This is a genomic window from Phytobacter sp. V91 (genome assembly GCF_965644225.1).
Classification (GTDB): domain Bacteria; phylum Pseudomonadota; class Gammaproteobacteria; order Enterobacterales; family Enterobacteriaceae; genus CBFFRJ01.
Window position 1 is genome coordinate 1 of the sequence record NZ_CBFFRJ010000062.1, and the last position, 21,860, is coordinate 21,860.

A 21,860-nucleotide genomic window follows, 5' to 3' on the forward strand; every position below is an offset into this window, starting at 1 on the left:
CCGAGGGCGGTTAAGATATCAAAAACCCGTTATCCGGTGAAACGCAGTGCCGCTCCGCTTAAGTGAACGGCATTACGGTTTCCCGGGCCTTATCATCTGCATACCGCTTAGTCGTATGCCTTAAGCGTTCTCTGGCAGAGTGCAGAGCGGACGCAATCGTCTTTGGTAAAACGCACCACCCCAACCAGGTCGTCATCCTCAAAACGCGCCAGTGCATCGCTCAAGCCGGATTTTACGCTGGCGGGCAAATCACACTGGGTAATGTCACCGTTGACGATGACCGTCACGTTCTCCCCGAGGCGAGTTAAAAACATCTTCATTTGCGCAGCAGTCACATTCTGAGCCTCGTCGAGAATGACAACTGCATTTTCAAAGGTACGTCCACGCATATAGGCGAACGGCGCGATTTCCACCTTACCAATCTCTGGTCGCAGGCAGTATTGCATAAAGGACACGCCCAGCCGTTTCACGAGGATGTCGTAAACGGGGCGGAAATAAGGCGCGAACTTCTCCGAGATATCACCGGGTAAGAAGCCAAGATCTTCATCGGCCTGCAGGACCGGTCGGGTCACAATAATCCTGTCCACGTCCTTATGAATCAGGGCTTCCGCCGCTTTCGCCGCGCTGATCCATGTTTTACCGCAACCTGCTTCACCTGTTGCGAATATCAACTGCTTACTCTCGATAGCTTTCAGGTACTGCGCCTGAGCCTCATTACGCGCAGCGATCGGTGAGTTGTCACGGCTGTCCCTTGCCATTCCGATTGCTTCTACGCCACTCATCTGCACAAGCGAAGTGACCGATTCTTCTTCACGCTGCTTGTGGCTGCGTGAATCCCGTCTCAGCACACGTTTTGCTTCACGACGAGCTTTGATCACTGCTTTTTGTCTTCCCATGGATAGCACCTTGAGTTGTTGGTTTACATCACAGGCGTCGAAGCCGACGCGATTATGCGCACAAACGTCTGAGGGTTGGCTTCCTTTTAAGCCATGGCTTGCCTTTGAAATCGACATATCAGCGCGACAGCCATCATCGTCTGTCATGTCGGAGGAAAGAGGAGGTGTTACAGTCGAAGAATATTTTGGGGTGAGGAGGTCGCTGCCGGAGTTTGCTTCTCCGTGCCGGGTGTGGCGAGAATCTTTGTCGTTACGTCCAGTACAGGACTTGACCATTCGCGATCTCCATAGTGAAGGCTTTCACTCACTGCCGGGAACTACCGCTATTGTTTAAGTACACCTAAACGCATCAAATATGCAACACAATTTTCACTTAAACATAACGAAATTTAACGTCTCCGTGATGCTTAACAGTGTCTGCTATGAATATTACAGAAAAATAACAGATACTTTCTCATACGAAAAATTGATGGTTTGATGGCAGAAAACATGTGAACGGCGGCAACAGATAAGAGAATATCCTGCCCGCATTGGGGCAGGACAGGTTTCAGGCATCAAGAAGCGATTGACCGAGATAATGCGTTGCATCCTGCACGCCAGGCAGTACAAAGAAGTATCCACCACCGATGGGTTTAATATATTCCTCTAATGCCTCGCCATTAAGACGCTGCTGAACCGTCAAAAATCCTTTCTCCAGATTGTGCTGATAGCAGACAAACAGCAGCCCCATGTCGAGTTGTCCGGAATGGGTGACCCCCAGAGAATAGCTGTAACCCCGGCGCATCATCAGGCTGGATTCGGTTTCAGCAGTGCGCGGGTTTGCCAGGCGAATATGGCTGTCGAGCGCTATCACGTCGCCATCGGGATCGCTGGCATAATCGGGTATATCATGCTCGTTCTGACGCCCCAACGGCGCGCCCGTCTGCTTATCGCGGCCAAAAATTGTCTGCTGCTCCTTGAGCGGCGTGCGATCCCAGAACTCCACATGGAACTGGATAATACGTACCGCCTGGTAGCTGCCGCCCGCCGTCCAGGCCGGTTCGTCTTGCTCCCCGGTCACCCAGACGACTTTGTCCATCAGCGCTTTGTCGCCGCTGTCGGGGTTGGCCGTACCGTCTTTAAAGCCCAGCAGATTGACCGGCGTTTCCTTACCTTTGCTGCGGGCGGCATGATCGGAGATAAAACCTTCCCGCTTCCAGCGCACGCTGAGTAAATCCGGCGTGTGTTTAATCAGGTCGCGCAAAGCATGGATAACCGTATCCTGGGTATTGGCGCAGATTTGCAGCAGCACATCCCCATGACACAGTGCGGCATCCAGTGAGTCATTAGGGAAACGCACCATTTTTTGCAGCTGTTTGGGTTTCTGTTCTGCAAGGCCAAAGCGCGCATCAAACAGCGATGCTCCGAGCGACACGGTGATGGTCAGATTATCCGGGGCGATAAACGGCCCCAGAATACCGGAATCCATCGGCGGCAGGCGCGGATTGGGGGTATCCGGCGCCGGTCCCCCTGCCGTCAGAAAAGCAATACGCGCGGTGAGCAGGCGAAAAAGACGCTCTAAATCCGCTTTGTCTGCCGCCAGCACATCAAAAGCGACCAGCATCATAGACGCCTGTTGCGGCGTCAAAATCCCTGCCTGATGCACACCGTAAAAGGGTTGTTTTTCCATGCGTTCGCCGGAGGACTGCGGGCCAGGCTCCGCAGGCCGTTGCGCCGCATGCGCCACCGGGCATCCTCCGGCAAGAGCAAGCGCGCCTCCCAGCGCGCTCATACCTTTAAGCAAACGACGCCGTGAAGGTTCACGCACGACGTAATCGTCTTTATCACTCATGGTGCTTAGTCCAGACCCAGCACGCCGCGAAGCTGCGCCAGATCTTCAGCCAGCGTAGTAACAGGACCTTTAAGCGCGTTACGGTCTGCTTCGGTCAGCTTGTCGTAAGTCTCAAAGCCCTCTTTGGTGCGATATTTCGCCAGAATGCTGTCCACTTTCGTGAAGTTGGCATCCACTTTAGCCAGCAATTCAGCATTGTTTTTCTGCAACTGCGGACGCAGCAGATCGACGATTTTCTGTGCGCCATCAACGTTGGCCTGGAAATCCCACAGATCGGTATGGCTGTAGCGGTCTTCTTCGCCGCTGATTTTGGTTGCGGCCACTTCTTCAATAAGACCAGCCGCCCCGCCCACCACTTTCGACGGTGGGAAAGCCAGTTCGCTGATGCGTTTTTGCAGATCCTGAACGTCGGCGTAAAGCTGGTCGGCATAGGTGTCCATGCCTTTTACTGAGTTATCGCCAAACAGCGCTTTCTCAAGACGGTGGAAACCGGTGAATTTAGGATCTGCCGCTTTCTGTTCGTAGTCGTCTTCGCGGGCATCAATGCTGCCGTCAAGATCGGAGAAGAGTTCAGCAATAGGCTCAATACGCTCGTAATGCTGGCGCGTGGAGGCATACAGCGATTTGGCTTTGTCGATATCGCCCGCTTTCACCGCATCGGTAAAGGCTTTGGTGCCGGTAACCAGCGCAGCGGTTTCAGCAGTGACATAAGTTTTATATTCGGTGATCGCCCCGGCCAGGCTCAGCAGCGCTTCGCCTTTTGCCGCATCCGCCGTGGCGGCGCCTTTCACCACCAGCTTCCCTTTCGGATTCGTCAGCAGGCCGCAGGTCATCTCATACTCGCCCGGTTGCAGGTTCGCCGTCAGCTTCTGGCTAAAGCCCGGGGCGATGTTTTCCCGCTCTTCCACCACCATCACCCCTTTGAGGATTTCCCACTCCAGCGCTTTCTGGCTGTGGTTAAGGATGATGAACTGAGTTTTCCCCGCGTTAACCGTCAGGTTCATCGGCTCACATTGTTTGTCCGTAACCGTGACTTTCACCTGCGGAATATCCGCCGCCTGCACACCCGCAGCACAAGCCATTAATGCAGCAATACCAACCTGTAACGCACTACGACGAAAATGAGTAGCCATGGCCTTCCCTTAAATAAGTATGTTGTAACTACACTAAATCCGGTCCAGTGGCTCAGCGCGAAACGCTGGACGACTGCACACCAGAGCGCGGCGGCAGGAAAAACAGCACCAGCGCCGGAATGAGATAGAGGAAATAAACAAAAACTTCGCTGACGCTGGGCGCTTCCTGATAACCGAAGATCCCTTCAAGCAAGGTGCCGGTTAAGGAGTGCGTGGTCAGGACATTGCTCAGATCAAAAGCGACATCCTGGTAATGGTTCCATAGCCCGGCCTCGTGGAAGGCGCGTATTGCCCCGGCAGCCAGACCTGCGGCAACCAGTAAGATAAACAGGCTGGTCCATTTGAAGAAGGCGCCGAGATTGAGCCGGATACCACCCCAGTAGAGCAGGAACCCCAGCACCACGGCGGTTGCCAGACCAAGCATCGCGCCCACCGGCGGCCAGATACCCACATCCTGCTGGAACGCCGCAAGCAGGAAAAACACCGACTCCAGACCTTCACGGGCAACGGCGAAGAAGACCATCATAATCAGCGCCCAGCTATGGTGATTGCTGCGGGCCAGTGCGTTATCCACCGCCTGTTCAAGCTGAACTTTGACGTTGCGCGAAACTTTGCGCATCCAGAACACCATCCACGTGAGGATAACCACCGCGATAACCGCCACGATCCCCTCAAACAGTTCCTGCTCTTTTTGCGGAAACTCCCCGGTGGTTTCGTTGATGATAATCCCCAGCGCCAGGCACAGCCCTGCGGCAAGAAATACCCCAATCCACATCACGCCAATCATCCGTCCACGCTGGGTACGTTTCAGATAACTGGCAATCAGACTGACGATCAGCGCCGCTTCGAGGCCTTCACGTAACATAATGAGAAATGGAACAAACATGCGAACGCCCCTGCGTCATATAAGGTCAATTATCGCAAAGAAAAGTAAATTTCTTTGATAGTGATTATCATTACGCATCGGAGAAACTCAAGCGAAAAATGAACAGAATGATAACCGGATGTAAATAAGCCGTTTGCCAGGCGGCATTCATTCCCGGCTATATGCAGAAGTGTTTGATATATTGAAAATTTTAAGCTTACAAAACTTTAACTTTCTGTTTACTGACTTTCGGCGCTGTGGCTAAATATGCGCCTCATTAACCTGTAAGCATTCTCGCTATGATTAACTTTTTACATTTTCTGTTAGCACTGGTGGTGATCCTCGCCCTGGCGTGGCTGGTCAGTTTCGACCGCCGCACGTTGCGCCTGCGTTTTATTGTGCAACTGGTGGTGATTGAACTGGCGCTGGCCTGGTTCTTTTTACATGCAGAGAGCGGCCTGACGCTGATTAAACACGTCGCGGGCTTCTTTGAAGTGCTGCTGAAATATGCCGCTGAAGGGACAAACTTCGTCTTTGGCGGAATGGGTGAAAAAGGGCTGGCCTTTATTTTCCTTGGCGTGCTCTGCCCTATTATCTTTATTTCTGCGCTGATCGGGATTTTGCAGCACTGGCGCATTCTGCCGGTATTTATCCGCCTGATTGGCACCCTGCTGTCAAAACTGAACGGTATGGGTAAGCTGGAGTCGTTCAACGCGGTAAGCTCGTTGATCCTCGGTCAGTCGGAGAACTTTATTGCCTATAAAGGCATACTGGGCGATCTCTCCTCCCGCCGCCTGTTCACCATGGCCGCCACCGCAATGTCGACGGTTTCGCTGTCTATCGTCGGCGCATATATGAGCATGCTGGATGCCAAATACGTGGTCGCTGCGCTGGTTCTGAACATGTTCAGCACCTTTATCATTCTGACCATTATTAACCCCACGCACGCCGATGCCGAAGCCGAGGTGAAGCTGGAAAAACTGCACGAGTCGCAGAGTTTCTTCGAGATGCTCGGGGAGTACATTCTGGCAGGTTTCAAGGTGGCGATGATTATTCTGGCGATGCTGATTGGCTTTATTGCCCTGATCAGCGCGCTTAATGCCCTCTTCTCCGCGCTGTTGGGGATAAGCTTCCAGCAGATCCTGGGCTACGTCTTCTACCCGCTGGCCTGGCTTATCGGTATTCCGCTGAGTGATGCGTTAAATGCCGGCAGCATTATGGCAACCAAGCTGGTGGCGAACGAATTTGTGGCAATGATTGAATTGCAGAAAGTTGCCGCCGAAATGACGCCGCGCGGACTGGGGATTCTCTCCGTCTTCCTGGTGTCGTTCGCCAACTTTGCCTCGATTGGCATTGTGGCGGGGGCAATTAAAGGGCTGAACGAGAAACAAGGCAATGTGGTTTCCCGCTTTGGCCTGCGCCTGGTATACGGCGCAACGCTGGTAAGCCTGCTCTCTGCGGCGTTTGCCGGGGTCGTACTGTAACCCATAATGACGGGTGTTAAACCCGCCAGTTAGCGACGCCAGAATAAAAAACTGGCGAACTAGTTTGCCGCTGAAGTTGCAATATTCATGCGGTATCTGACGAAATCATCCGTCACCGCCACTTTGTCGTACAGCTTACGGGCTGGATTGCCCGACCGGGTCAGCCAGTATACTTTTGCCCACCGCTTTGCAATGGCTTCATCGTGAATGTATTGCATAACGGCTTTGCCAATCCCCTGGCCACGAAGCGCCTCTTTGACAAAAAAATCCTCAAGATAACAAACAGGTGTCGTGAAATACGTGCCTTCATGCAACACGCAAAGCGCAAAGCCTGCGACCTCGCCTTCATATTCAGCAATCCGGCAAATAATCGGGGAGGAGGCATCAAGCGCCCGCTGCCATGTATGTCGGGTAACCGTTTCACCCGGCGAACCACCGCCAATGCTGGTGTAACTGTTCCACATTGCCAGCCACTCGGCATAATCGCCGTCATTCACTTCCCGCACTAACACGCCCATTTATTGCTGCTCCTCATGTCCTTTGGAGGGAGCAATATACTCCTGGCAGTTATGCGGATGAAGATGATTGCTAAAATGGCGGGCTTTACCACCCGCCATTTTCATCAGAACTGAACGCACACCTGCTGGTCAACGCGCATCACCGATTCCTGGCCAAAACGCGTTTTGTAGATCGTGCGCAGGGTTTCAATATTCGTTTCGCTCGCCACATCTTTGCCGTGGATCAGCATTAACGCTTTGCTCGCTTCCCGGGCCACTTTGCCGTCATTGCCCAGCCACTGTCCACGGGCATCAAATACGGTTAAGCCATCGCGAAAACGTGGCGTCACGTCGTTATCCACAAACTGCTGCCATTCACTACCCGTAATGTCTTTTCCCGCCGGGCGGCTCAAACCGAAATAGAGCGTGGTTTGCTGCATTTGATTATCCGCTTTGCAGGTCTGCTGCGGGGCGCTGCTTTTTTGCGATGGTGCAACGCATCCGGTGAGTGCTGCTACCAGTACCAGTGCGGTGACCCCTGTCTTGATTTTCATCAGGCTATCCTCATTGTTATTAGAACAGCGATCAGAGCCTAACTACGCTGATTTTTCAAGGGAAAATTGAAGAGCGGGCAAGGAACATGAGGTGAACGGAATGACCATCAGAGTCGCATATTCCCCCTCACCCCAACCCTCTCCCTCAATGGAGAGGGGGCCGTCCTTGCCCGATGTAGCGCGCCACATAAAACGCGAACATTTGACAATTAAATTTGGATCATCATGTGTGATCTAAATTTATATGTCATTTTAATGACCAATTTCGTTACTGCTTTTCAAGTTCAGTTAACCTTGATTCAATTTGCTCTATGCGGGTGAAGGCAACATCCAGTGCCTTAGTCACAAACGGTATCACCTGCTGATAATCCAGGGTTTTAACGTCGGCACCACCAGTAACCAGATGGTCCTGATACATTCCAAAATCAATACCAAGGCTGTCCATCAGCTCCTTGACCTGCTGAGCAATAAACCCTGCATGGTCACGCTCACGCATCTTGCTGCCATCTTTCTCAATGGGGCGCAGACGCGTTTCAAAGACAGGCTGAGCGTCCTCATCAATACCGACCTGCACTTTGTATTCTTCGTAGTAATCATCCCGGTAGTCGTATTTGTAAAATTGCGGAACCAGCCCGCGCACAAATGCCACCGCCAGATCGGCTTCCATCTCACGCTTGTCGGATTTATCCCTGCCATCAGAACGCTGCTGCATCTGGTAGTAATAGACGGTCTGTTCCGAGTTACCGAGCTGGAACTGATTATTTCCCGACAATGGGGAAACGTTCCCGATGGCCACGCAGTTTGTACCAAAATCAGTATTTGGATCTCCGCCTAACACCGCATTGCCTGCCATGCGGCCCAAAAACACACTTCGGTATGCAGCCTTAAGGTTTGCCGCCACCTGATAACCCAGCGCCGTGACCCCCTCCGCTGTTACAGCACTGTTCAACGCACCATACCCTGCAAGTGTATTGTGAGAATTATCAGATCCATCGGTCAGACCTGACACGGTTCCGACCGTACAATCACCACTGGTATTTTCAGAAATTGGGCTGATAAAGGTAAATTCCGTAGGCGACACAATGGAAGCGGGAGTAACCCAAAAGGCGTCTGATGTTCTGCCTGCGATTGCACCGGATGAGAACGACATCATCACCTTGCCACCCACAACAGCCGTATGGGCTGAGGAACAGGAGACTGTAACCGTTGTACCTGTTTGCGAGTAAGTGGCGGGTTCAGAGGTTATTTTGGTGTAGAACTTGCCGTTCAAATCGGTATCAGAGCCCAGGTTATAGGCACAAAGTGAACCAATATAAACACTGAGAGAGCCTGATTTCAGCTGTACGGCGGCGCGGTCGCCAAAATGTACCGAATTATTACCGTTATAGTTATTTTTACCCGCGTTATAACCAAAGGAACAGGCTCTGTATACCGTAAAATCAACGAGGTTGACCACTTCTCCGGTAATGCCAACAGGTGCAGAACCTGACAGCGCCCCTGTTCCGTAGCATGCATTCTGATAGCCAGTGGTAATGCCTGACCCCGTATTTCTCCCCATAAACACGTTCTGATATCCGATGGTTGTGAATAGCCCAACATAGGCGCCCACCCCCACATTGCGGTTACCGTTCGTGCCCGATAACGATGAGGAATCTGGCTGCACGCGGGCGAATGCCCCCTTACCAATCGCCACCGTCTGGTACGGGATAAAGGGCGAAAACTGATGCACACCATCCCCAAGCGCCACACCACCCGATGCACCGGGAGCAGCACTGGCGCATGCATCTTCACCCATCACAATGAGCGACTGGGATGAGCCATCGGTCGGGCCGAAGTTTTTCAGGGCATTTTTACCGGCTGTGATGATGCCATTCCAGATGCGCATCGGCTCATACCAGGTATCGTATGTCGTAGCGCTGACAAGGAAACGCCCGTTCATATAGCGGTTTGCTGTTGGAACAGCATCGACAAGGTAGGTCTTACCCCGAAGGTCTACCAGCTGATTACTGACCCGGGATTCGAATAATGAAAATGCGGTTGTATCGTTAGTTGTTGCATCACCTAGAGCTCCGGCATCGCCAACAGAGGTATTCTCCTGATTTTTTTCGCGCTGAGAGCGGATATATAAATCTGAAAATATAGTTTTAACAGAAACAAATAAGTCTGATATGCCACTGTCTCCAGGTTCTTGCAAATTGAGATTCTCAAGGAACTCAGAAACATTACCGTCATTTGCAATGTCAGCACCCGGATTTGTACGCGATAAAAGAAGTTTTTTAAGCGCGGCGTGCAGTTGTGTTTGATCGAGCTTATCGGGTTCGATGCCTGCGGCAGAAAGAACAGAGAGCAGCTCGGACTGCACAATATTAAACCAGTCGGCACCCGGCCATGATGGGGGGATACCATTCCCTCCTTCAGTAAAAAACAGCGGTGCAACACTAAATTTTTCCTTAACTGGAGGCATAACTGCCACACCGGACTTGTTATCAATATGAAACATTGACGTTCCCCTTAGTAAATATATTCATAACCTGAACCGGCCAGGCGGTATTGATTCAGAACGCATTCGAGGTTGCGTTGCCGCGATGAAACCAATGGAACAAGCACGTTATCGATGTAGGTAAAGCGCCCGCCATCAACTTCGAGAACGACTATTTGCAGCAGCCAGCGATAACGCGCAGGCCACAATGGATAGGTGCAACTGCGCAGGCAGTGATGAGGAAGGATGACGTTGACCTCAATTTTGAATCCCAACTGCTCTGCAACGGCCTCAATCTGCCAGGGGGCAAGCCCACCTTTGCGATGGTGTTTCTCTGCGGCGTCACGACGTCGCGCCGAGATGGTGGACGACAACGGCAGGCATTCAGGTAAACCCAAATAATCTTCCCAGTCGGTCAGCATCTGCGTTGTCGTTTCCGGGCGCATCTCTTCCAGCAACGAATCTGCATCACCTTCCACACGACTTAAACGGGCTGCAAAGGCCCGTAAAAACTTCGTTAAATTGGCATTTAACTCGCGGGGCCACGCCTTGCCACGGGGCATAACCTGCTGGAGTGCGTGGAGCCAGTCGTCTACGTTGTGAGCCATGTGAGCACTCCAATGGTGACGAGTTCATCCGAAGGAACGGTGATATCGGCATTGACTGACAGCGTGTAGTCAGTCACCCCGGAAGATGAACCGATGGCTGTGCGTAACGCGGAGATTTGCAGGGTCTTGCCCGGTGACATTTGTTTCTGGAGCGCCAGCAGGCTGGCCTGCACCGCTGAACGAGTCGCGGTAGTGTCAGGAGTCAGCCTGATGGACATATCAACCGGGTGCAGGCTGATAATAACGGGCCAGCATTCAATGCCACCTGGCTTGCCGACATAGTTACCCGTGGCCGGGTCAGCGTGACGGAAGAGATAGTTCTCCATCGTCACCTTGTCGGCATCGGTCGGGATAATGTCGTCACGGTCATCATAGAGCCAGGCAAGACCCACCGTGCCGGTGCCATGCCAGCAGTCATAGGCCCATGCGCGGGTCACGCCCGCCAGTTCGCGGGCCCAGATAACGTAATCATGCAGCGCACCACCGACCGGGGGATTGCGCTTGCGGAACAGCAGGCGGTCGAGCAGCTCGGAAATGGGCTCGATATCAGAGCCACCCGTAATGCCTCCGGTCGCAACTGCGCCGGTGCTGCCGATACTCGCGACTGGCGACAGTAACGTCAGCGTTTCCCCTGCGGCCAGATTACCATCCACCCCGGCCTCATCGGCCTGGACGTTCGCCGTTACCTGACCACCGACAGACAGCGCATCCGCTGTCACACGGAAAACGATATTGTCAGCGCTCTGCATTTCGGTATCAGCGGGAAGGGTCGCCGTGCCGGTAAAGGTAACTGCGCCGGTGGCAAACGTTGCCTGCTTGCGAATAACGCCCTCAGTGACTGCCGTATCAATAATGGTCTGGTCATCTGATTTCGTGGTGGGAATTATCTGGTCGGCAATCCAGCTCTGATGGTCATATAAATCACGCAGCTGGCTGCTGACGGAAATATTGACCGCCTTTTCCGGGCCAACGGGCGGTAATTTCTGGATATCGAGTTCAATCGCAATATCCGCTTCACCGTCCTGAATCAGCTTGCGTAATGTCGGGGTACTAAACGGCATTGGCGGTCGCCTCCCATCGCTGGCTGATTTCAATCGTCAGGGTAGATTTGTCCGGGCGGGTCAGAACGACGGTAAACTCAATACGCTCACCGCTGGCGATGGTGGCCGTCACGGCAGCGGTACGCGCATAACCCTCGCGCAGCAGCGGCTGCATCGAGAGCGTGGCGTAATCCTCGACCCGCTGGCGCACTGACTCAGTCAGCTTCTGGCGGTCAAGCAGCCAGAGCTTTGAGCCCCAGGGTAAATCGCTGAATGTGTCACCCGGCCAGCCGCGAGGGTCATCAGAGCCGTCAGGCAGTTCGTCGTCGGCATCCGCGCGGGCATCGGTGAAAAGACAGATAAGGACTAAAGTGACAAGCCCGTCGTCAAGCGACAGGCCGTCATGTGTGAAGGTGATATCACCCTGTGATAAGCGATTGTTCCAGCTCAGTCCGATAGTCATAAGGGCTCAGTAGTGTTTTCACCGTCGCCGTCCTTATGAATATGTTCAATGAAGGATTTACCTTTCGCGTTAATATCACCACGAACAGTAACGTCCTCAGAAAATTCAGCAGGGCCAGCGATTTTTAATTGAGCCGTATTAATCTCAAATATTTCGCTGGCGGTGTAATTTACCGTTTTCCCTGTTATTTGAATTACGCCATCCGCCTTGAGAATAATTCGGGACTGGCCGTCGCCATGATAAAGACAGACGTCACCCTCATCAAGGCTGGTCGGTCGACAGCGCTTATCTTCAACGGCTATCGCCACCATACCTTCACGCCTGCCGCCGACCGCGAGAACAATCGCCTCTGAGCCCGCTGGGGGGAAAGAGGTAAATCCGTACTGCTGGAAGCGCTCGACGTCGTCGTTCGTCGCGTCTGCCAGTGTCTGCACCTGCAAGTTCTGGCGACCCAGGCTGTCGGTGACGATACGCACCACGGCGCGATCAACAATCAGGCGGATTCGACGGGCAAGCTGTTCGAACATTCTCAATTCCATGTTGCCACCATCTTTTTCTTACCTTTGGTCTTCGCCTTTGTCTCCGGGAGGTCCAGGGATTCAGGCGGCACGAGTGCCAGAACGGTGATGCGCCCGCCGTCACCTTCGGTAAACGTGACGCTCTTGATGAGCCATGTGGTATTGAGGTTCTGAATCGGATCACGGATTTCAGCAAGCCGGTTGGTCTGCCATAACGCGCCAGTGTCGCCACTCTCACGCCAGCCTGCCACCGTGATTTCGGTCGTATTGGCCTCCCCGAGCATCCTGGATTTGTACCAGTCTCCCCGGATGGATGCGCCGCCGACGGTCAGGTTATCTTCGTTAACCAGTATCTTAGGGCGATAGCGGTTAATGTCTGGGTCAGTAACAGTGGCGGCACGACCACCTACCGACTGCACGGGTTCGCTGCCCCATGTCGCACCACCAGCGCTGGCCGAACCTTTGACGATGTATTCACTGGCCCGCTCACGCCAGCTGAAACGGCCACGCGCAGCGAGGATGTTCTCACCCAGAACCAGCGCCACACTGACCCGCTGCGTCGAGGCACGGGTGATAACCAGTCGCCCCTGCGCATCCGAGGTCAGCAGAACACCACGCTGTTTCGCCAGACGCTCCAGCAGCTCGAAGCCGGTCTCACCCTGTTCAAGCACCACGCTGCCGAACGCGTCTCCCGTGTCGGTTTCATTGACAACAGTGATGCCATAGGGCAGCGCAATCTCTGCGGCCAGCGCCGCCAGCGTGACACCTTTCCACTGCCCGGATTTATGAACGACAGAGCTGTCCACAAGGTCGCCCGTTTTGTCACGTCCCATCACACGAATGCTGACGTTTTCAGCATCATAGGAGGGGATAAAATCGTCGATGTAACCTGTCAGGATCGTCTCGCTGCTGATGCTGATGGTACAGGCAAGACCCTCTTTGATGACGCGAGGTGCAGCCTCAGACCATTGTGTTGTCACCGTCAGATCAAACTCACCGGCAATGGCTTCCAGTGACCGGGTAAACGACATTTCTGTCCAGCCCTCCCACGCCTGACCCGCGACGGTCAAAGTGACACTTTCCATTATTCAATAACCTCAATCGTGGTTGACGGAAGGATGAAGGACGGATCACGCAGCCGGTTACGCAACACGATAGCGTCACGGTTTTCGCTATCACCGGTTTCACGCCAGGCGAGAAGCGTCACTGTTGAGGTTTCCTGTGGTGTAATCTGGCGAAGGTCTGGCAACTGAGCACCACGAACACGGACGTCGTTGACCACGGCAAAACGCAGATCGCGAAGCGTGCGCCACAATTCACGCTGGCCGCGTTCGACCGCACTAACCGCTGCATCGGACAACCAGCCAGAAAGACGATCACCGGCATCAAGGGCATCGGCACTGGTTTCAAACTCAGTCGTGGCGATAGATTCAGCCTGCGCGACCAGTGTCGCCAGCGTCACCAGTTGCCGGAAGTCGTCTATATTCGCCTGCATCTCATCGGTGATAGCGATGGTTGATGCCGGTACGCTGGTTGCCACACCAAAGACCCCGGCCTCGGGTGATGAGGGGGTGACCACCATGTCTGAATCACGGGTACGTGTGGCCGCGTTCTCGGCGCGGTCATTTGCCCACTGGTTGCGGAGCTGGTCATAGACCCTGAGCGCCCAGGGCGATTCGCTGACAATGTCATTCACGGTACTGGTCAGATTAAGTACCTGCCGAACCAGCTCACCGGGTTTAGCGATGATGACACCGGCAAGGTCTTTGAACCGACTGGCACGGTCTATCCAGTCATTGATGGCTGTCGGGATTGTTGGAAGGTTGGCAACCAGTGATTCCATGTCGCCGAGCCACGTGTCCACCATATCCCCGAGGCCATCGAGAGCCGCAAAGTAATCGCCGTTCTCCAGCGCGGCCTTGACCTTATCTGCTGCCGACAATGTGGTGAGACTGGTGTTCTCTCTGGATACGGGATAAAGCCGCTCGCCCGCTTCGAATACTTCAAATGCAACATATGCAACGTCTCCCTCCTCAGTCGTCAGACGATGAGTGACACGGCCAATCTGCACTTTTTGCCTGCCGTACCACGGGTGTACCAGTTCACCGGGGCCGGGTTGGTTAAGCGCATTTAAAAGGGCTTCTAATGCGCTCTGAAAATCTTTGCCAACGAGCTTGGCATTAATCTGCTGCTGACCGAGTATCGCGCCGTTATCTTCTGTCCAGCCGATCTCTTTTTTGGGATACGCTCGGGGGATAGCACGACGGCCACTGACCCCCTCGTTATCGACCAGGTAAAACGGTACGTTGCGGAATGATGCCTCGCGCAGGGACTCCCAGTTATCGGCCATCAGTTTTGCCCCACACCCGCTTTGCCAGCGGCTTCAGAGATTGTCACGCCGGGCTGGTTGGATGAGACGCTTTTCACGCGGGCATCACCTTCCACCACCACGCGAATTTCGCCGCGCAGCTGCGGCGGCACCAGCGGGTATTGAGAGAATTGTTGTGGGGACACCCACGGGCGCGGGTCAACAACCTGGGGGTCACTACTTGCCGATGTAAAGAAATCAGCAATCTGAGACCAGACGGAAGGTCCGTTAGCGCGGTCCTTAGCCCATTGCACCATCTCCGCTTTTTGCTCATCGGTCAGATTAGGAGAGGCATCAAGAAACGGGAGCGTGGCACCCATGGCGGTGGTTTTAAGAAAGGGTAATACTCGAGCGAACCAACTCCCTTGAGGCGCACCAGTTGGAATAACATCTGGCCCACCACCAAAGCCACCAACACCCATATTAACGACGTAGACCGGCATCACTCCAGAGCCGAAAACATCAGCGACACCTTTGGGGATACCTTTTGATTTACCGCCACCGAATAAATCCCAGGCTCCTTTACCGACCTGGAAAACCTTACGGGCCGCTACAATTCCGCCTGTCGCGATGGCGATATTCTTACCGACTTCAAGCCAGTTATTTACCGTCTCTTTATCCACTGAATTTAAAGCATCAGCCAGCTCCTGAACGGGCTTAGCTAATTCTCTGTTAGTGAATTTTTCCAGTGCAGTACTGAGTCGTTGAGTTGCAGATGTAAAGTCTTTCGATGCATAAGCGGCATCTTCAATAATGCTCTGACCGTCGGCCACGATACCCATATAGGTTTTCAACTTAGCCGCACCGGCTTCGCCCGTAGCACCAGCTATTAAATCCATTGAATCCTGGTTGAAACCAGCATCAGTTAATCGACCACGTTGATTTTTAATCCCACCGCGTGCAGACCTTGACGAAACCTCCTGCAATAGTTGCGGCAGTGCTCGCATAGATCCATTTTTATCAAAGACATCAATACCGTTTTGCTTAAGAGCTTTCACAACCTTCGGATTCTGGAGGTCACGAATAAAGTTCTCAACCGCGGTGGCCGCTTTATCTTTATTGGCCGTTACATCCATTGCTGATTCGGCTACAGCCATTACATCCATTGCACCTTTAACGCCCTTACCTCCGACAGCGGAGTACATAGAGAGTGACGCGGGAAGTTTTTCAGCTGCATCTTTGAGCTCAAAAGCACCTTCTTTACCCAGACGGTTCATGCCATCCAGAGCAAGCAAAGTCTGCTTTTGATCCTCAATTTTTAACTTTTTGTATTCTGCTATCAGCCCGCCAAGTGTTGCCCCCTCGGAACCGGACGCCGCCAGCGCCATACCGATATTTTCACTGTTTTTAATTGCCAGATCTAAATCACCAGAACGGGCGTTTATTTCTTCAAAAGCAGCCTGAACGTCACTGGTATCAACACCAAACTTGATCGCAACATCCTGCGTTTGTTGAAAAATCCCTGCAATTTCTTCGCGAGTTTTTCCCGCTGTAATCCCCATACGAGTCAGACGACGATCAAGCTGCGAGTAATTACGAAGCATTGCACCACCTGCAACCCCCGCAACCAGCCCCGTATAGCGATTGCCGAGTGCATCCAGCCCGCGACCGGCTGCTGCCGTCGATGCCCGGACAATGCTCATAGCTCGTTCATTGGTACGCGCGAACTCTGACATATTGGCACCGTACTGGCGGGCTTTGGCCGTCAGGTTCCCGGCCAGGTTAATCAGGATTTCAGTGGTGAGGCGGTCGGCCATGCTGCTTCCTCAGTTGCTCTGTCAGGCGAAGCAACTGCCGCAAGGGCAACTGCTGGAGGTACTGCGCATCGAAGCGCTGCGAGAGGTTGACGATAAGACTATTGACTGCCGTCGCCAGCGGCATCACGTCGCCCCCGGTTTGACGTCTCCGCGAGCATATCGTCCAGACTGCTGGCCGAACTGGAGAGCAACTCCAGGTCTTCGGGATGAAAGCTGTAAAGCTGCTTAATGGAGAGCGGGCCGGGTATTTCGCCCACCTTCAAAATCTGCCGGCGCAACAGCTCAAGCCCCATCAGCACCTCAGAGCAGTACGCCACCGCCTTACCGTTATCACCAATCACCACCCGCTCAGCGGCAAGCTGGGACTCAACCACATCGCGCGAGTCGAGTTCGCGCAGCGTGACGTCAGTGTGACGTGTTTCGTCAGACGTTCCTTTGCCTGTTACGTAACCATGTTTCAGATGGATTGTGGTCTGTGCCATGCCTTACACCTTCACCAGTTTGGTGCCAATAAAGGTGGCGCTGATGGTGCCGCCGTCTTCTTCCAGTGTGGCCGGGTTGTCGGTGGCCGCGCCGGTCATCATATAGCTCAGGCCGTTATCACCTTCGAACATGACCGTGACACCTTCCCAGCCACTGATTTCGATAACGTCCATATCCTCCGCTGCCGCGATGGTCAGTGCGATGGATGGCCCGGCCATCTTGCCGGACATTCCCCAGACTTTGCCGCCACCCATGTGGGCCGTACGTGTTTTACCACCCGGATTGAGCGTGGATTTACCTTCGGTTTTAATTTCGCGACCGTTAACGCGAATGGATGCCTGTCCTAATACCGTCATGATTTGTCCCCTTTAGAGTTTGAACTGGATAAGACCCGCCAGAACGCGCAGCTGATTGACCAGGTTCGGGTGAGCGATGAAGTTCAGGCGGTTGGCATCGTTGCTGTCGATGGTGACGTCCAGGGTGTCTTTATAATCGTCGAAGTCTTCAACCAGACCCGCTGGCACCAGCTCGGTGAGCGCAATGTCCAGCAGTTCGGCGCGGGCAATCTTCGGCGTCATCACCGGCTGACCCGGCTCCAACAAATCCAGCACGTCATCGCCTGCCAGCTTGTGACGCGGATAGCGTGTGGTGAAACGGCTTTTGATGATGTAGCGGATACGACCCAGCGTTGCCGGTGACTGCACATCGAGATAGGACGTATCGGCATCACCGTACTGGTTGACGCGGTACATGGTGATTTCGCGCTCGATACAGACGTTACTGCTGGCATCCACATAATGCGTGGCGATACCGTCATGCAGCAGCAGGTTGCGCTCAGTCATGTCCCAGCGCACACCTTTAGTCGGTGGCAGGATGCCAGTCATCACCAGAGTCTGGAGCGGTCGCGCTGGATCGTTCGCCAGATAGTACGCGGCCACACCGCCATAGGATGCAGCCCACTGCCATGATGGCTGAGGCGCAATGTTTGTCCCGATGCAGGAAATCAGCCAGTCATTACGGGTGTTACCGAACGTGCCACTGGCAGCATGGGTTCCACGGAATGCCGTCCAGAGCTGCGCTTCCATCATCTTGAGCGGCCCCCAGCGGGTCACCAGCTCGTCGCGGATAGTGTTCAGACTCTGGGTGTCGTTGTAGGGAAAGACGATATCGGTGTACCAGTCATCACCCAGCGAAGCGACAACGGCGGAAATATCCGGCGTACCAGTACCACCGGCAAAGCCGGTAATGGTCACGGCCACACCCGCAGGGGTCTGCTCACCCGTGTAATAGTTGAGACGGACGTCCATATCATTGCCGGTGACGCCTTTCCAGTTCGTGGTCAGCTCAACCGTTGCCGTGGTGGTTGCCTTAATACCGGCGACGACCTGAGTACCGGGCAGCGCATTGATTGCCGCAACAATATCAGCGGCAATGGTGGCCTCGGGAGCCGCAGCGGCCACACCAACCTGAACTGAAATGCCGTTGACCAGCAGCGCCAGCGTACCCGCTGCGGTAGCAGTACCAAGAACGACCAGCTCAGCTTTAGCCGCCGTGCCTGCGGTAAGCTCTGCCAGACCTGTCGCCCACACTTCGGTGTAGCTGTTCGCATTTCGCAGGGTTTTCAGCATTTCAGCCAGCATGGAGCCTTTGCCGAATAGAAGCTCAGCCGACCCGTTGCTGGTGATACGGTACTGCGTGAGCGCGGTCGCCGTGCCGGTCGCCAGTTGCTGGCCGATCACAATGATTTTTCGGGACTGCGCCGGGGCGCTGTCGAGTGCCTGAGAATTGTCGATCTCGATGTACACCAGCGGGACGCGGATATCATCAGGGATATTGCCTAAAGACATGTTATTTCTCCTTTACCGTGCGGGCCGGTGCAGTTGAGGTTGCCGTTTCCTCGGGAATATCGCTCACGATCACATCGCCTTCGGCTTCACGGCGATGCCACCAGGCGCTCATTGCTAATTTTTCACCGGCAGCATTCAGATAAGTGCCGTCAGCCTTGCGAACCTGGATGCCCTCACGGGCAGGTTTAATTTGTTTCATCATGGGTTTGGCTCCCGGATGTTAATGACGTCCTGAATTTCCGACGCGCCGCCGTTATGCGAGAACGTGGCACCGAGACGGAGAAAATCAGGCAGTGTGGACAGGTCAATGCTTTCATCGAGACGGAACTCCTGCTCCCACGTCACCGCCCACATCGTCAGCCCGAGGTCATTTAACCCACCGGAATAGATGTTGTCGGCACTGACAGAATGAGCAGCACGTTCAGCCCGCATACCTTTTGCCGCTTCCTTAGCGGCGATACAGCGCACCAGTTTGCCAACGAGGATCTCGCAGCGGATAACGCCAGATAATCCGGCAACCTTCAAGGCTGGCAATCCATACAGAGCGGGTGCCAGTGTCACAACGTTCAACAATACGGTCTGCTCCTTTAACCAGTTCTGCGGGCGGGCAGGCAATTTCAAGCAACGGGCGACGCATGAAAACCCGAACGCCAGTCACGCGACTACCCCGCGCGCGCAACCATGCCTGCGCCGCTTCTGCCATGCTGATGTGTTCTGCGATACGTTCGGTAATCATGGCGTTATTCCTCAGTGATTTCGGCGTGGCCGAGTTCGATCATGGCGCTGTGGATGTGACCGGTGTTCATTACTTCGTTCTTGCCACTGGCATAGATATGCGCCAGCGGCAGGATGTGAGAGAGCGAACGCAACGCACCAGGACGTTTAGCGATGGCTTTCAGGAGCTGGCGTTCGTCTTTGCCGGGTAAGTTCTTTTACGGTAGCGCGGATAGCTTCATGGTTAATTTGCGTCATAGTCTTTAATCCTGTATTTTTCGTTTGTTAAATCTGATTCAAATATCTTTTAAAGAGCGGCGGGCCAACGTCGCTTTTTTATTTCTTCGCTTTACTTACTGACTTCATCAGTGTCTGGAAAATCACCTCGTTTTCGTTCTGTTCCTCCTGTATCGCCATCGCTTTTTTCAGCGCATTGCCGTCAGTAAATACCCGCTCGACAACATGGCGCTGCGGCGGTTCAGGGGGAGCCACCTTCGGCAGCAAATCATTGACCTCAATAGCGCTCATCCGACGTTGTGCACGTGCGGCGCGTTTGGTGTGCGTCATCATCTGTTTGCGCTGACGGCTGTGTTCGCGACCTTTTTCGGTATCGCCAAAGGCTACTGCGGAGCGGCATTCCGCCATGCAGAGGAAACGCCCGTCCAGGTCATAGCAGGCAACCTCGCTGTGAAGGTTGCGGGGGTCGAAACGCACGGTAATCTTGCGCTGACGGATATTTGCCAGTGATGGATGCCAGTAACTGTTTTTGCGCCCGTACAGCGTACCGCCGGACTCGAGGAAAAACTCGCCGGTGACTTTCACGGTAACGGCTTCTGCTGGCAGCATGAGCTGGCGGATTTGCTCATCACTCAGGCGGGTAACAATCGCGTTGCTGTAGCTGCGCTCAAAGGCCTGATCAAAAGAAAACTCGCCCCGGCACATTTCGGTTTCACGCTTGGCGCGGGCGTTGTACATCGCGATCCCTTCGCTGATGGCCGTGATAAAGGTCTCCACATCGACCACCCGGTCACCGTAATTATCAGGTTTGTTTTGCGTGTTTGGCCCGGTGTATGCCCCGGCCAAAGAAGGGTGTTTGTCGATGTAGTCGCCGAGGCCACCCACACCGAACGCACGTTCAATCGGCTTTGCCTGCCCCCAGCCTTTACCACCGATAACGCTGGTCCAGTGCACCTGAATGCCCAGCATCGGCAAAATCCCCATCGGGTCATCAGGTTTGACTTTGAAGCGGTAGCGATTCGGGACACCGCCGCTCAGCCATTTATTGGCAGCGGCGCGGGTGTTATCGATGGTGACGTGTTCTGGTTTGCCAAAGGTAGCAATCGCATCCATCAGTGACAGGCGAATGCTGTCGCTGTTTTCGGACACATCAGTACGCCAGCCGATGATTTTGCGGCTGTGAACATCCTGCCAGACCCATGTTTTTGGGCGGATCACTTCGCCGTTGTACCAGCGCACAAAGACGTTGTGCTGGTAACCATTGCCATTTATCCATTCCATCGCATGCAGCTGCGCGACGGTGCGTTGCTGGCTGGGGAACATACGGGCCAGAGCGTTATCGCCCTTGCGGGTGGCGACCAGTACACGCGCATCTATCTCGCGCTCAACGCGGCGGCGAAGAGTGCGTTCGGACGGTATTTCCCAGCCATATTCCGTCGCTGCAATGACCAGAAGCTCATAGGATTTGGTGAAGCATGGTTCTTCCGGGCGCAGGTAATCCCCTAGGAAAAACTGCCAGGCGTCCTCGCTTATCGGGGCTTCGCGGCTGGTTTTGCATTTTTCACGAAGACGGCGATCAAGGAGAACTGGAGCCCATAAATCGCGGCTTCTGCTCTGAACCCGGTAATACAAATTACGTAAAGAACCCTCGCTCATCTGGAGCTTGTTAGCGGCTGTTCTCATCGCCAGTCTCAGGGAAAGACCGGAACTCACCAGCTCAGCCAGGAGCGTGACGGCTTTAGCCCGTTGTTCAGCGCGTAAGCGTTGCTCATTGGTGGCCATCTCCCAGTGTTGCCAGAGTTGTTTACGTTCGAAATTATCGGCGGTCTCTGCGTTTGCCCTGATGCGAACAGGGAGATCAATAACGCCTGTAGAGGTTTCCACCATACCTTTAGAGGACAACAATTCAGCCCTGACCTCGGGAGGCAGCACCGAAATATGATATTCAAACGCCTTACTCCCGGCGCGTTTTCTGACCAGTTCAGGGGAGTTATCAGCACATTTTTTTAAGCTGTAGCGGAGCCCCTGCAAAGTGGTAGGCAGCCCCGGAACGCCAACTAATTCGTTTACTGTCACGAACATGATC

23 protein-coding genes are annotated in these 21,860 nt (G+C 54.0%); 1 reads left to right on the plus strand and 22 read right to left on the minus strand.

Annotated features, from left to right (window positions below; genetic code table 11):
* Positions 1-107: 107 nt before the first annotated feature.
* From phoH to efeU, 4 genes are all read right to left on the minus strand, one after another.
* The gene (gene phoH / locus ACSZO4_RS13910; RefSeq protein ID WP_437889568.1) at positions 108-896 is read right to left on the minus strand and encodes a phosphate starvation-inducible protein PhoH; all 789 of its coding nucleotides are present in this window, start codon (positions 894-896) and stop codon (positions 108-110) included.
* Between the two features lie 547 nt (positions 897-1,443).
* The gene (gene efeB, locus ACSZO4_RS13915) at positions 1,444-2,727 is read right to left on the minus strand and encodes an iron uptake transporter deferrochelatase/peroxidase subunit (RefSeq protein WP_437889569.1); all 1,284 of its coding nucleotides are present in this window, start codon (positions 2,725-2,727) and stop codon (positions 1,444-1,446) included.
* A gap of 5 nt (positions 2,728-2,732) precedes the next feature.
* Positions 2,733-3,860, minus strand: coding sequence for an iron uptake system protein EfeO (efeO, locus tag ACSZO4_RS13920; protein WP_437889570.1), 1,128 nt, complete (start codon positions 3,858-3,860; stop codon positions 2,733-2,735).
* A gap of 52 nt (positions 3,861-3,912) precedes the next feature.
* Positions 3,913-4,746 (minus strand): iron uptake transporter permease EfeU, encoded by an 834-nt coding sequence (gene efeU, locus ACSZO4_RS13925; RefSeq protein ID WP_437889571.1) that lies wholly within the window; start codon positions 4,744-4,746, stop codon positions 3,913-3,915.
* Between the two features lie 278 nt (positions 4,747-5,024).
* Between efeU and ACSZO4_RS13930 the strand changes: the two genes are divergently transcribed.
* Positions 5,025-6,209, plus strand: a complete 1,185-nt coding sequence (locus ACSZO4_RS13930) for a NupC/NupG family nucleoside CNT transporter (RefSeq protein WP_437889572.1) — start codon at positions 5,025-5,027, stop codon at positions 6,207-6,209.
* 59 nt (positions 6,210-6,268) lie between these two features.
* On the opposite strand, the gene ACSZO4_RS13935 is transcribed toward ACSZO4_RS13930, so the two are convergent.
* From ACSZO4_RS13935 to ACSZO4_RS14020, 18 genes are all read right to left on the minus strand, one after another.
* A complete protein-coding gene (locus tag ACSZO4_RS13935) occupies positions 6,269-6,727 on the minus strand; it encodes a GNAT family N-acetyltransferase (RefSeq protein WP_437889573.1) in 459 nt (152 codons plus the stop codon).
* A 104-nt stretch (positions 6,728-6,831) separates the two neighbouring features.
* Entirely contained in the window at positions 6,832-7,260 is a 429-nt protein-coding gene (locus ACSZO4_RS13940) for a DUF3574 domain-containing protein (protein WP_437889574.1), read from the minus strand.
* A gap of 268 nt (positions 7,261-7,528) precedes the next feature.
* Entirely contained in the window at positions 7,529-9,760 is a 2,232-nt protein-coding gene (locus ACSZO4_RS13945; protein ID WP_437889575.1) for a hypothetical protein, read from the minus strand.
* An 11-nt stretch (positions 9,761-9,771) separates the two neighbouring features.
* On the minus strand, positions 9,772-10,347 hold the full coding sequence (locus ACSZO4_RS13950) for a YmfQ family protein (protein ID WP_437889576.1): 576 nt from the start codon (positions 10,345-10,347) through the stop codon (positions 9,772-9,774).
* Complete coding sequence (locus ACSZO4_RS13955; RefSeq protein WP_437889577.1) at positions 10,332-11,408, minus strand: baseplate J/gp47 family protein; 1,077 nt, start codon at positions 11,406-11,408, stop codon at positions 10,332-10,334. Before ACSZO4_RS13955 ends, ACSZO4_RS13950 begins: the two co-directional genes overlap by 16 nt.
* Positions 11,398-11,850 carry a phage GP46 family protein gene (locus ACSZO4_RS13960; RefSeq protein ID WP_181500310.1) on the minus strand — a complete coding sequence of 151 codons (453 nt, stop codon included), beginning with the start codon at positions 11,848-11,850 and terminating at the stop codon, positions 11,398-11,400. The genes ACSZO4_RS13955 and ACSZO4_RS13960 overlap by 11 nt, the downstream gene beginning before the upstream one ends.
* The gene (locus ACSZO4_RS13965) at positions 11,847-12,377 is read right to left on the minus strand and encodes a phage baseplate assembly protein V (RefSeq protein ID WP_437889578.1); all 531 of its coding nucleotides are present in this window, start codon (positions 12,375-12,377) and stop codon (positions 11,847-11,849) included. The genes ACSZO4_RS13960 and ACSZO4_RS13965 overlap by 4 nt, the downstream gene beginning before the upstream one ends.
* Positions 12,378-12,379: 2 nt before the next feature.
* Complete coding sequence (locus ACSZO4_RS13970) at positions 12,380-13,453, minus strand: phage baseplate assembly protein (RefSeq protein WP_437889579.1); 1,074 nt, start codon at positions 13,451-13,453, stop codon at positions 12,380-12,382.
* Positions 13,453-14,718, minus strand: coding sequence for a DNA circularization protein (locus tag ACSZO4_RS13975; protein WP_437889580.1), 1,266 nt, complete (start codon positions 14,716-14,718; stop codon positions 13,453-13,455). The genes ACSZO4_RS13970 and ACSZO4_RS13975 overlap by 1 nt, the downstream gene beginning before the upstream one ends.
* Complete coding sequence (locus tag ACSZO4_RS13980) at positions 14,718-16,493, minus strand: phage tail tape measure protein (protein WP_437889581.1); 1,776 nt, start codon at positions 16,491-16,493, stop codon at positions 14,718-14,720. Before ACSZO4_RS13980 ends, ACSZO4_RS13975 begins: the two co-directional genes overlap by 1 nt.
* A 98-nt stretch (positions 16,494-16,591) precedes the next feature.
* Positions 16,592-16,975 carry a phage tail assembly protein gene (locus ACSZO4_RS13985; RefSeq protein ID WP_437889582.1) on the minus strand — a complete coding sequence of 128 codons (384 nt, stop codon included), beginning with the start codon at positions 16,973-16,975 and terminating at the stop codon, positions 16,592-16,594.
* Between the two features lie 3 nt (positions 16,976-16,978).
* Complete coding sequence (locus ACSZO4_RS13990) at positions 16,979-17,332, minus strand: phage tail tube protein (protein ID WP_437889584.1); 354 nt, start codon at positions 17,330-17,332, stop codon at positions 16,979-16,981.
* A 12-nt stretch (positions 17,333-17,344) separates the two neighbouring features.
* Complete coding sequence (locus ACSZO4_RS13995; RefSeq protein WP_437889585.1) at positions 17,345-18,823, minus strand: phage tail sheath subtilisin-like domain-containing protein; 1,479 nt, start codon at positions 18,821-18,823, stop codon at positions 17,345-17,347.
* 1 nt (position 18,824) lies between these two features.
* On the minus strand, positions 18,825-19,025 hold the full coding sequence (locus ACSZO4_RS14000) for a DUF2635 domain-containing protein (RefSeq protein ID WP_437889586.1): 201 nt from the start codon (positions 19,023-19,025) through the stop codon (positions 18,825-18,827).
* Positions 19,022-19,348, minus strand: coding sequence for a hypothetical protein (locus tag ACSZO4_RS14005; protein ID WP_437889587.1), 327 nt, complete (start codon positions 19,346-19,348; stop codon positions 19,022-19,024). Before ACSZO4_RS14005 ends, ACSZO4_RS14000 begins: the two co-directional genes overlap by 4 nt.
* The gene (locus ACSZO4_RS14010; RefSeq protein ID WP_437889589.1) at positions 19,272-19,559 is read right to left on the minus strand and encodes a hypothetical protein; all 288 of its coding nucleotides are present in this window, start codon (positions 19,557-19,559) and stop codon (positions 19,272-19,274) included. Before ACSZO4_RS14010 ends, ACSZO4_RS14005 begins: the two co-directional genes overlap by 77 nt.
* Positions 19,560-19,563: 4 nt before the next feature.
* Positions 19,564-19,692, minus strand: a complete 129-nt coding sequence (locus ACSZO4_RS14015; RefSeq protein ID WP_437889590.1) for a hypothetical protein — start codon at positions 19,690-19,692, stop codon at positions 19,564-19,566.
* 181 nt (positions 19,693-19,873) lie between these two features.
* A complete protein-coding gene (locus ACSZO4_RS14020; RefSeq protein WP_437889591.1) occupies positions 19,874-21,856 on the minus strand; it encodes a transposase domain-containing protein in 1,983 nt (660 codons plus the stop codon).
* Positions 21,857-21,860 lie beyond the last annotated feature (4 nt).

What these genes read in the sequence shown, in the direction of transcription:
- ACSZO4_RS13960 (WP_181500310.1), bottom strand. Translation starts at nt 11,850, where the DNA reads ATGACTATCGGACTGAGCTGGAACAATCGCTTATCACAGGGTGATATC.
- ACSZO4_RS13995 (WP_437889585.1), bottom strand. Translation starts at nt 18,823, where the DNA reads ATGTCTTTAGGCAATATCCCTGATGATATCCGCGTCCCGCTGGTGTAC.
- ACSZO4_RS13975 (WP_437889580.1), bottom strand. Translation starts at nt 14,718, where the DNA reads ATGGCCGATAACTGGGAGTCCCTGCGCGAGGCATCATTCCGCAACGTA.
- ACSZO4_RS13945 (WP_437889575.1), bottom strand. Translation starts at nt 9,760, where the DNA reads ATGTTTCATATTGATAACAAGTCCGGTGTGGCAGTTATGCCTCCAGTT.
- ACSZO4_RS13950 (WP_437889576.1), bottom strand. Translation starts at nt 10,347, where the DNA reads ATGGCTCACAACGTAGACGACTGGCTCCACGCACTCCAGCAGGTTATG.
- ACSZO4_RS13965 (WP_437889578.1), bottom strand. Translation starts at nt 12,377, where the DNA reads ATGTTCGAACAGCTTGCCCGTCGAATCCGCCTGATTGTTGATCGCGCC.
- ACSZO4_RS14000 (WP_437889586.1), bottom strand. Translation starts at nt 19,025, where the DNA reads ATGATGAAACAAATTAAACCTGCCCGTGAGGGCATCCAGGTTCGCAAG.
- ACSZO4_RS14010 (WP_437889589.1), bottom strand. Translation starts at nt 19,559, where the DNA reads ATGATTACCGAACGTATCGCAGAACACATCAGCATGGCAGAAGCGGCG.
- ACSZO4_RS14020 (WP_437889591.1), bottom strand. Translation starts at nt 21,856, where the DNA reads ATGTTCGTGACAGTAAACGAATTAGTTGGCGTTCCGGGGCTGCCTACC.
- ACSZO4_RS13985 (WP_437889582.1), bottom strand. Translation starts at nt 16,975, where the DNA reads ATGGCACAGACCACAATCCATCTGAAACATGGTTACGTAACAGGCAAA.
- efeO (WP_437889570.1), bottom strand. Translation starts at nt 3,860, where the DNA reads ATGGCTACTCATTTTCGTCGTAGTGCGTTACAGGTTGGTATTGCTGCA.
- efeB (WP_437889569.1), bottom strand. Translation starts at nt 2,727, where the DNA reads ATGAGTGATAAAGACGATTACGTCGTGCGTGAACCTTCACGGCGTCGT.
- phoH (WP_437889568.1), bottom strand. Translation starts at nt 896, where the DNA reads ATGGGAAGACAAAAAGCAGTGATCAAAGCTCGTCGTGAAGCAAAACGT.
- ACSZO4_RS13930 (WP_437889572.1), top strand. Translation starts at nt 5,025, where the DNA reads ATGATTAACTTTTTACATTTTCTGTTAGCACTGGTGGTGATCCTCGCC.
- ACSZO4_RS13935 (WP_437889573.1), bottom strand. Translation starts at nt 6,727, where the DNA reads ATGGGCGTGTTAGTGCGGGAAGTGAATGACGGCGATTATGCCGAGTGG.
- ACSZO4_RS13990 (WP_437889584.1), bottom strand. Translation starts at nt 17,332, where the DNA reads ATGACGGTATTAGGACAGGCATCCATTCGCGTTAACGGTCGCGAAATT.
- ACSZO4_RS13970 (WP_437889579.1), bottom strand. Translation starts at nt 13,453, where the DNA reads ATGGAAAGTGTCACTTTGACCGTCGCGGGTCAGGCGTGGGAGGGCTGG.
- ACSZO4_RS13940 (WP_437889574.1), bottom strand. Translation starts at nt 7,260, where the DNA reads ATGAAAATCAAGACAGGGGTCACCGCACTGGTACTGGTAGCAGCACTC.
- ACSZO4_RS13980 (WP_437889581.1), bottom strand. Translation starts at nt 16,493, where the DNA reads ATGGCCGACCGCCTCACCACTGAAATCCTGATTAACCTGGCCGGGAAC.
- efeU (WP_437889571.1), bottom strand. Translation starts at nt 4,746, where the DNA reads ATGTTTGTTCCATTTCTCATTATGTTACGTGAAGGCCTCGAAGCGGCG.
- ACSZO4_RS13955 (WP_437889577.1), bottom strand. Translation starts at nt 11,408, where the DNA reads ATGCCGTTTAGTACCCCGACATTACGCAAGCTGATTCAGGACGGTGAA.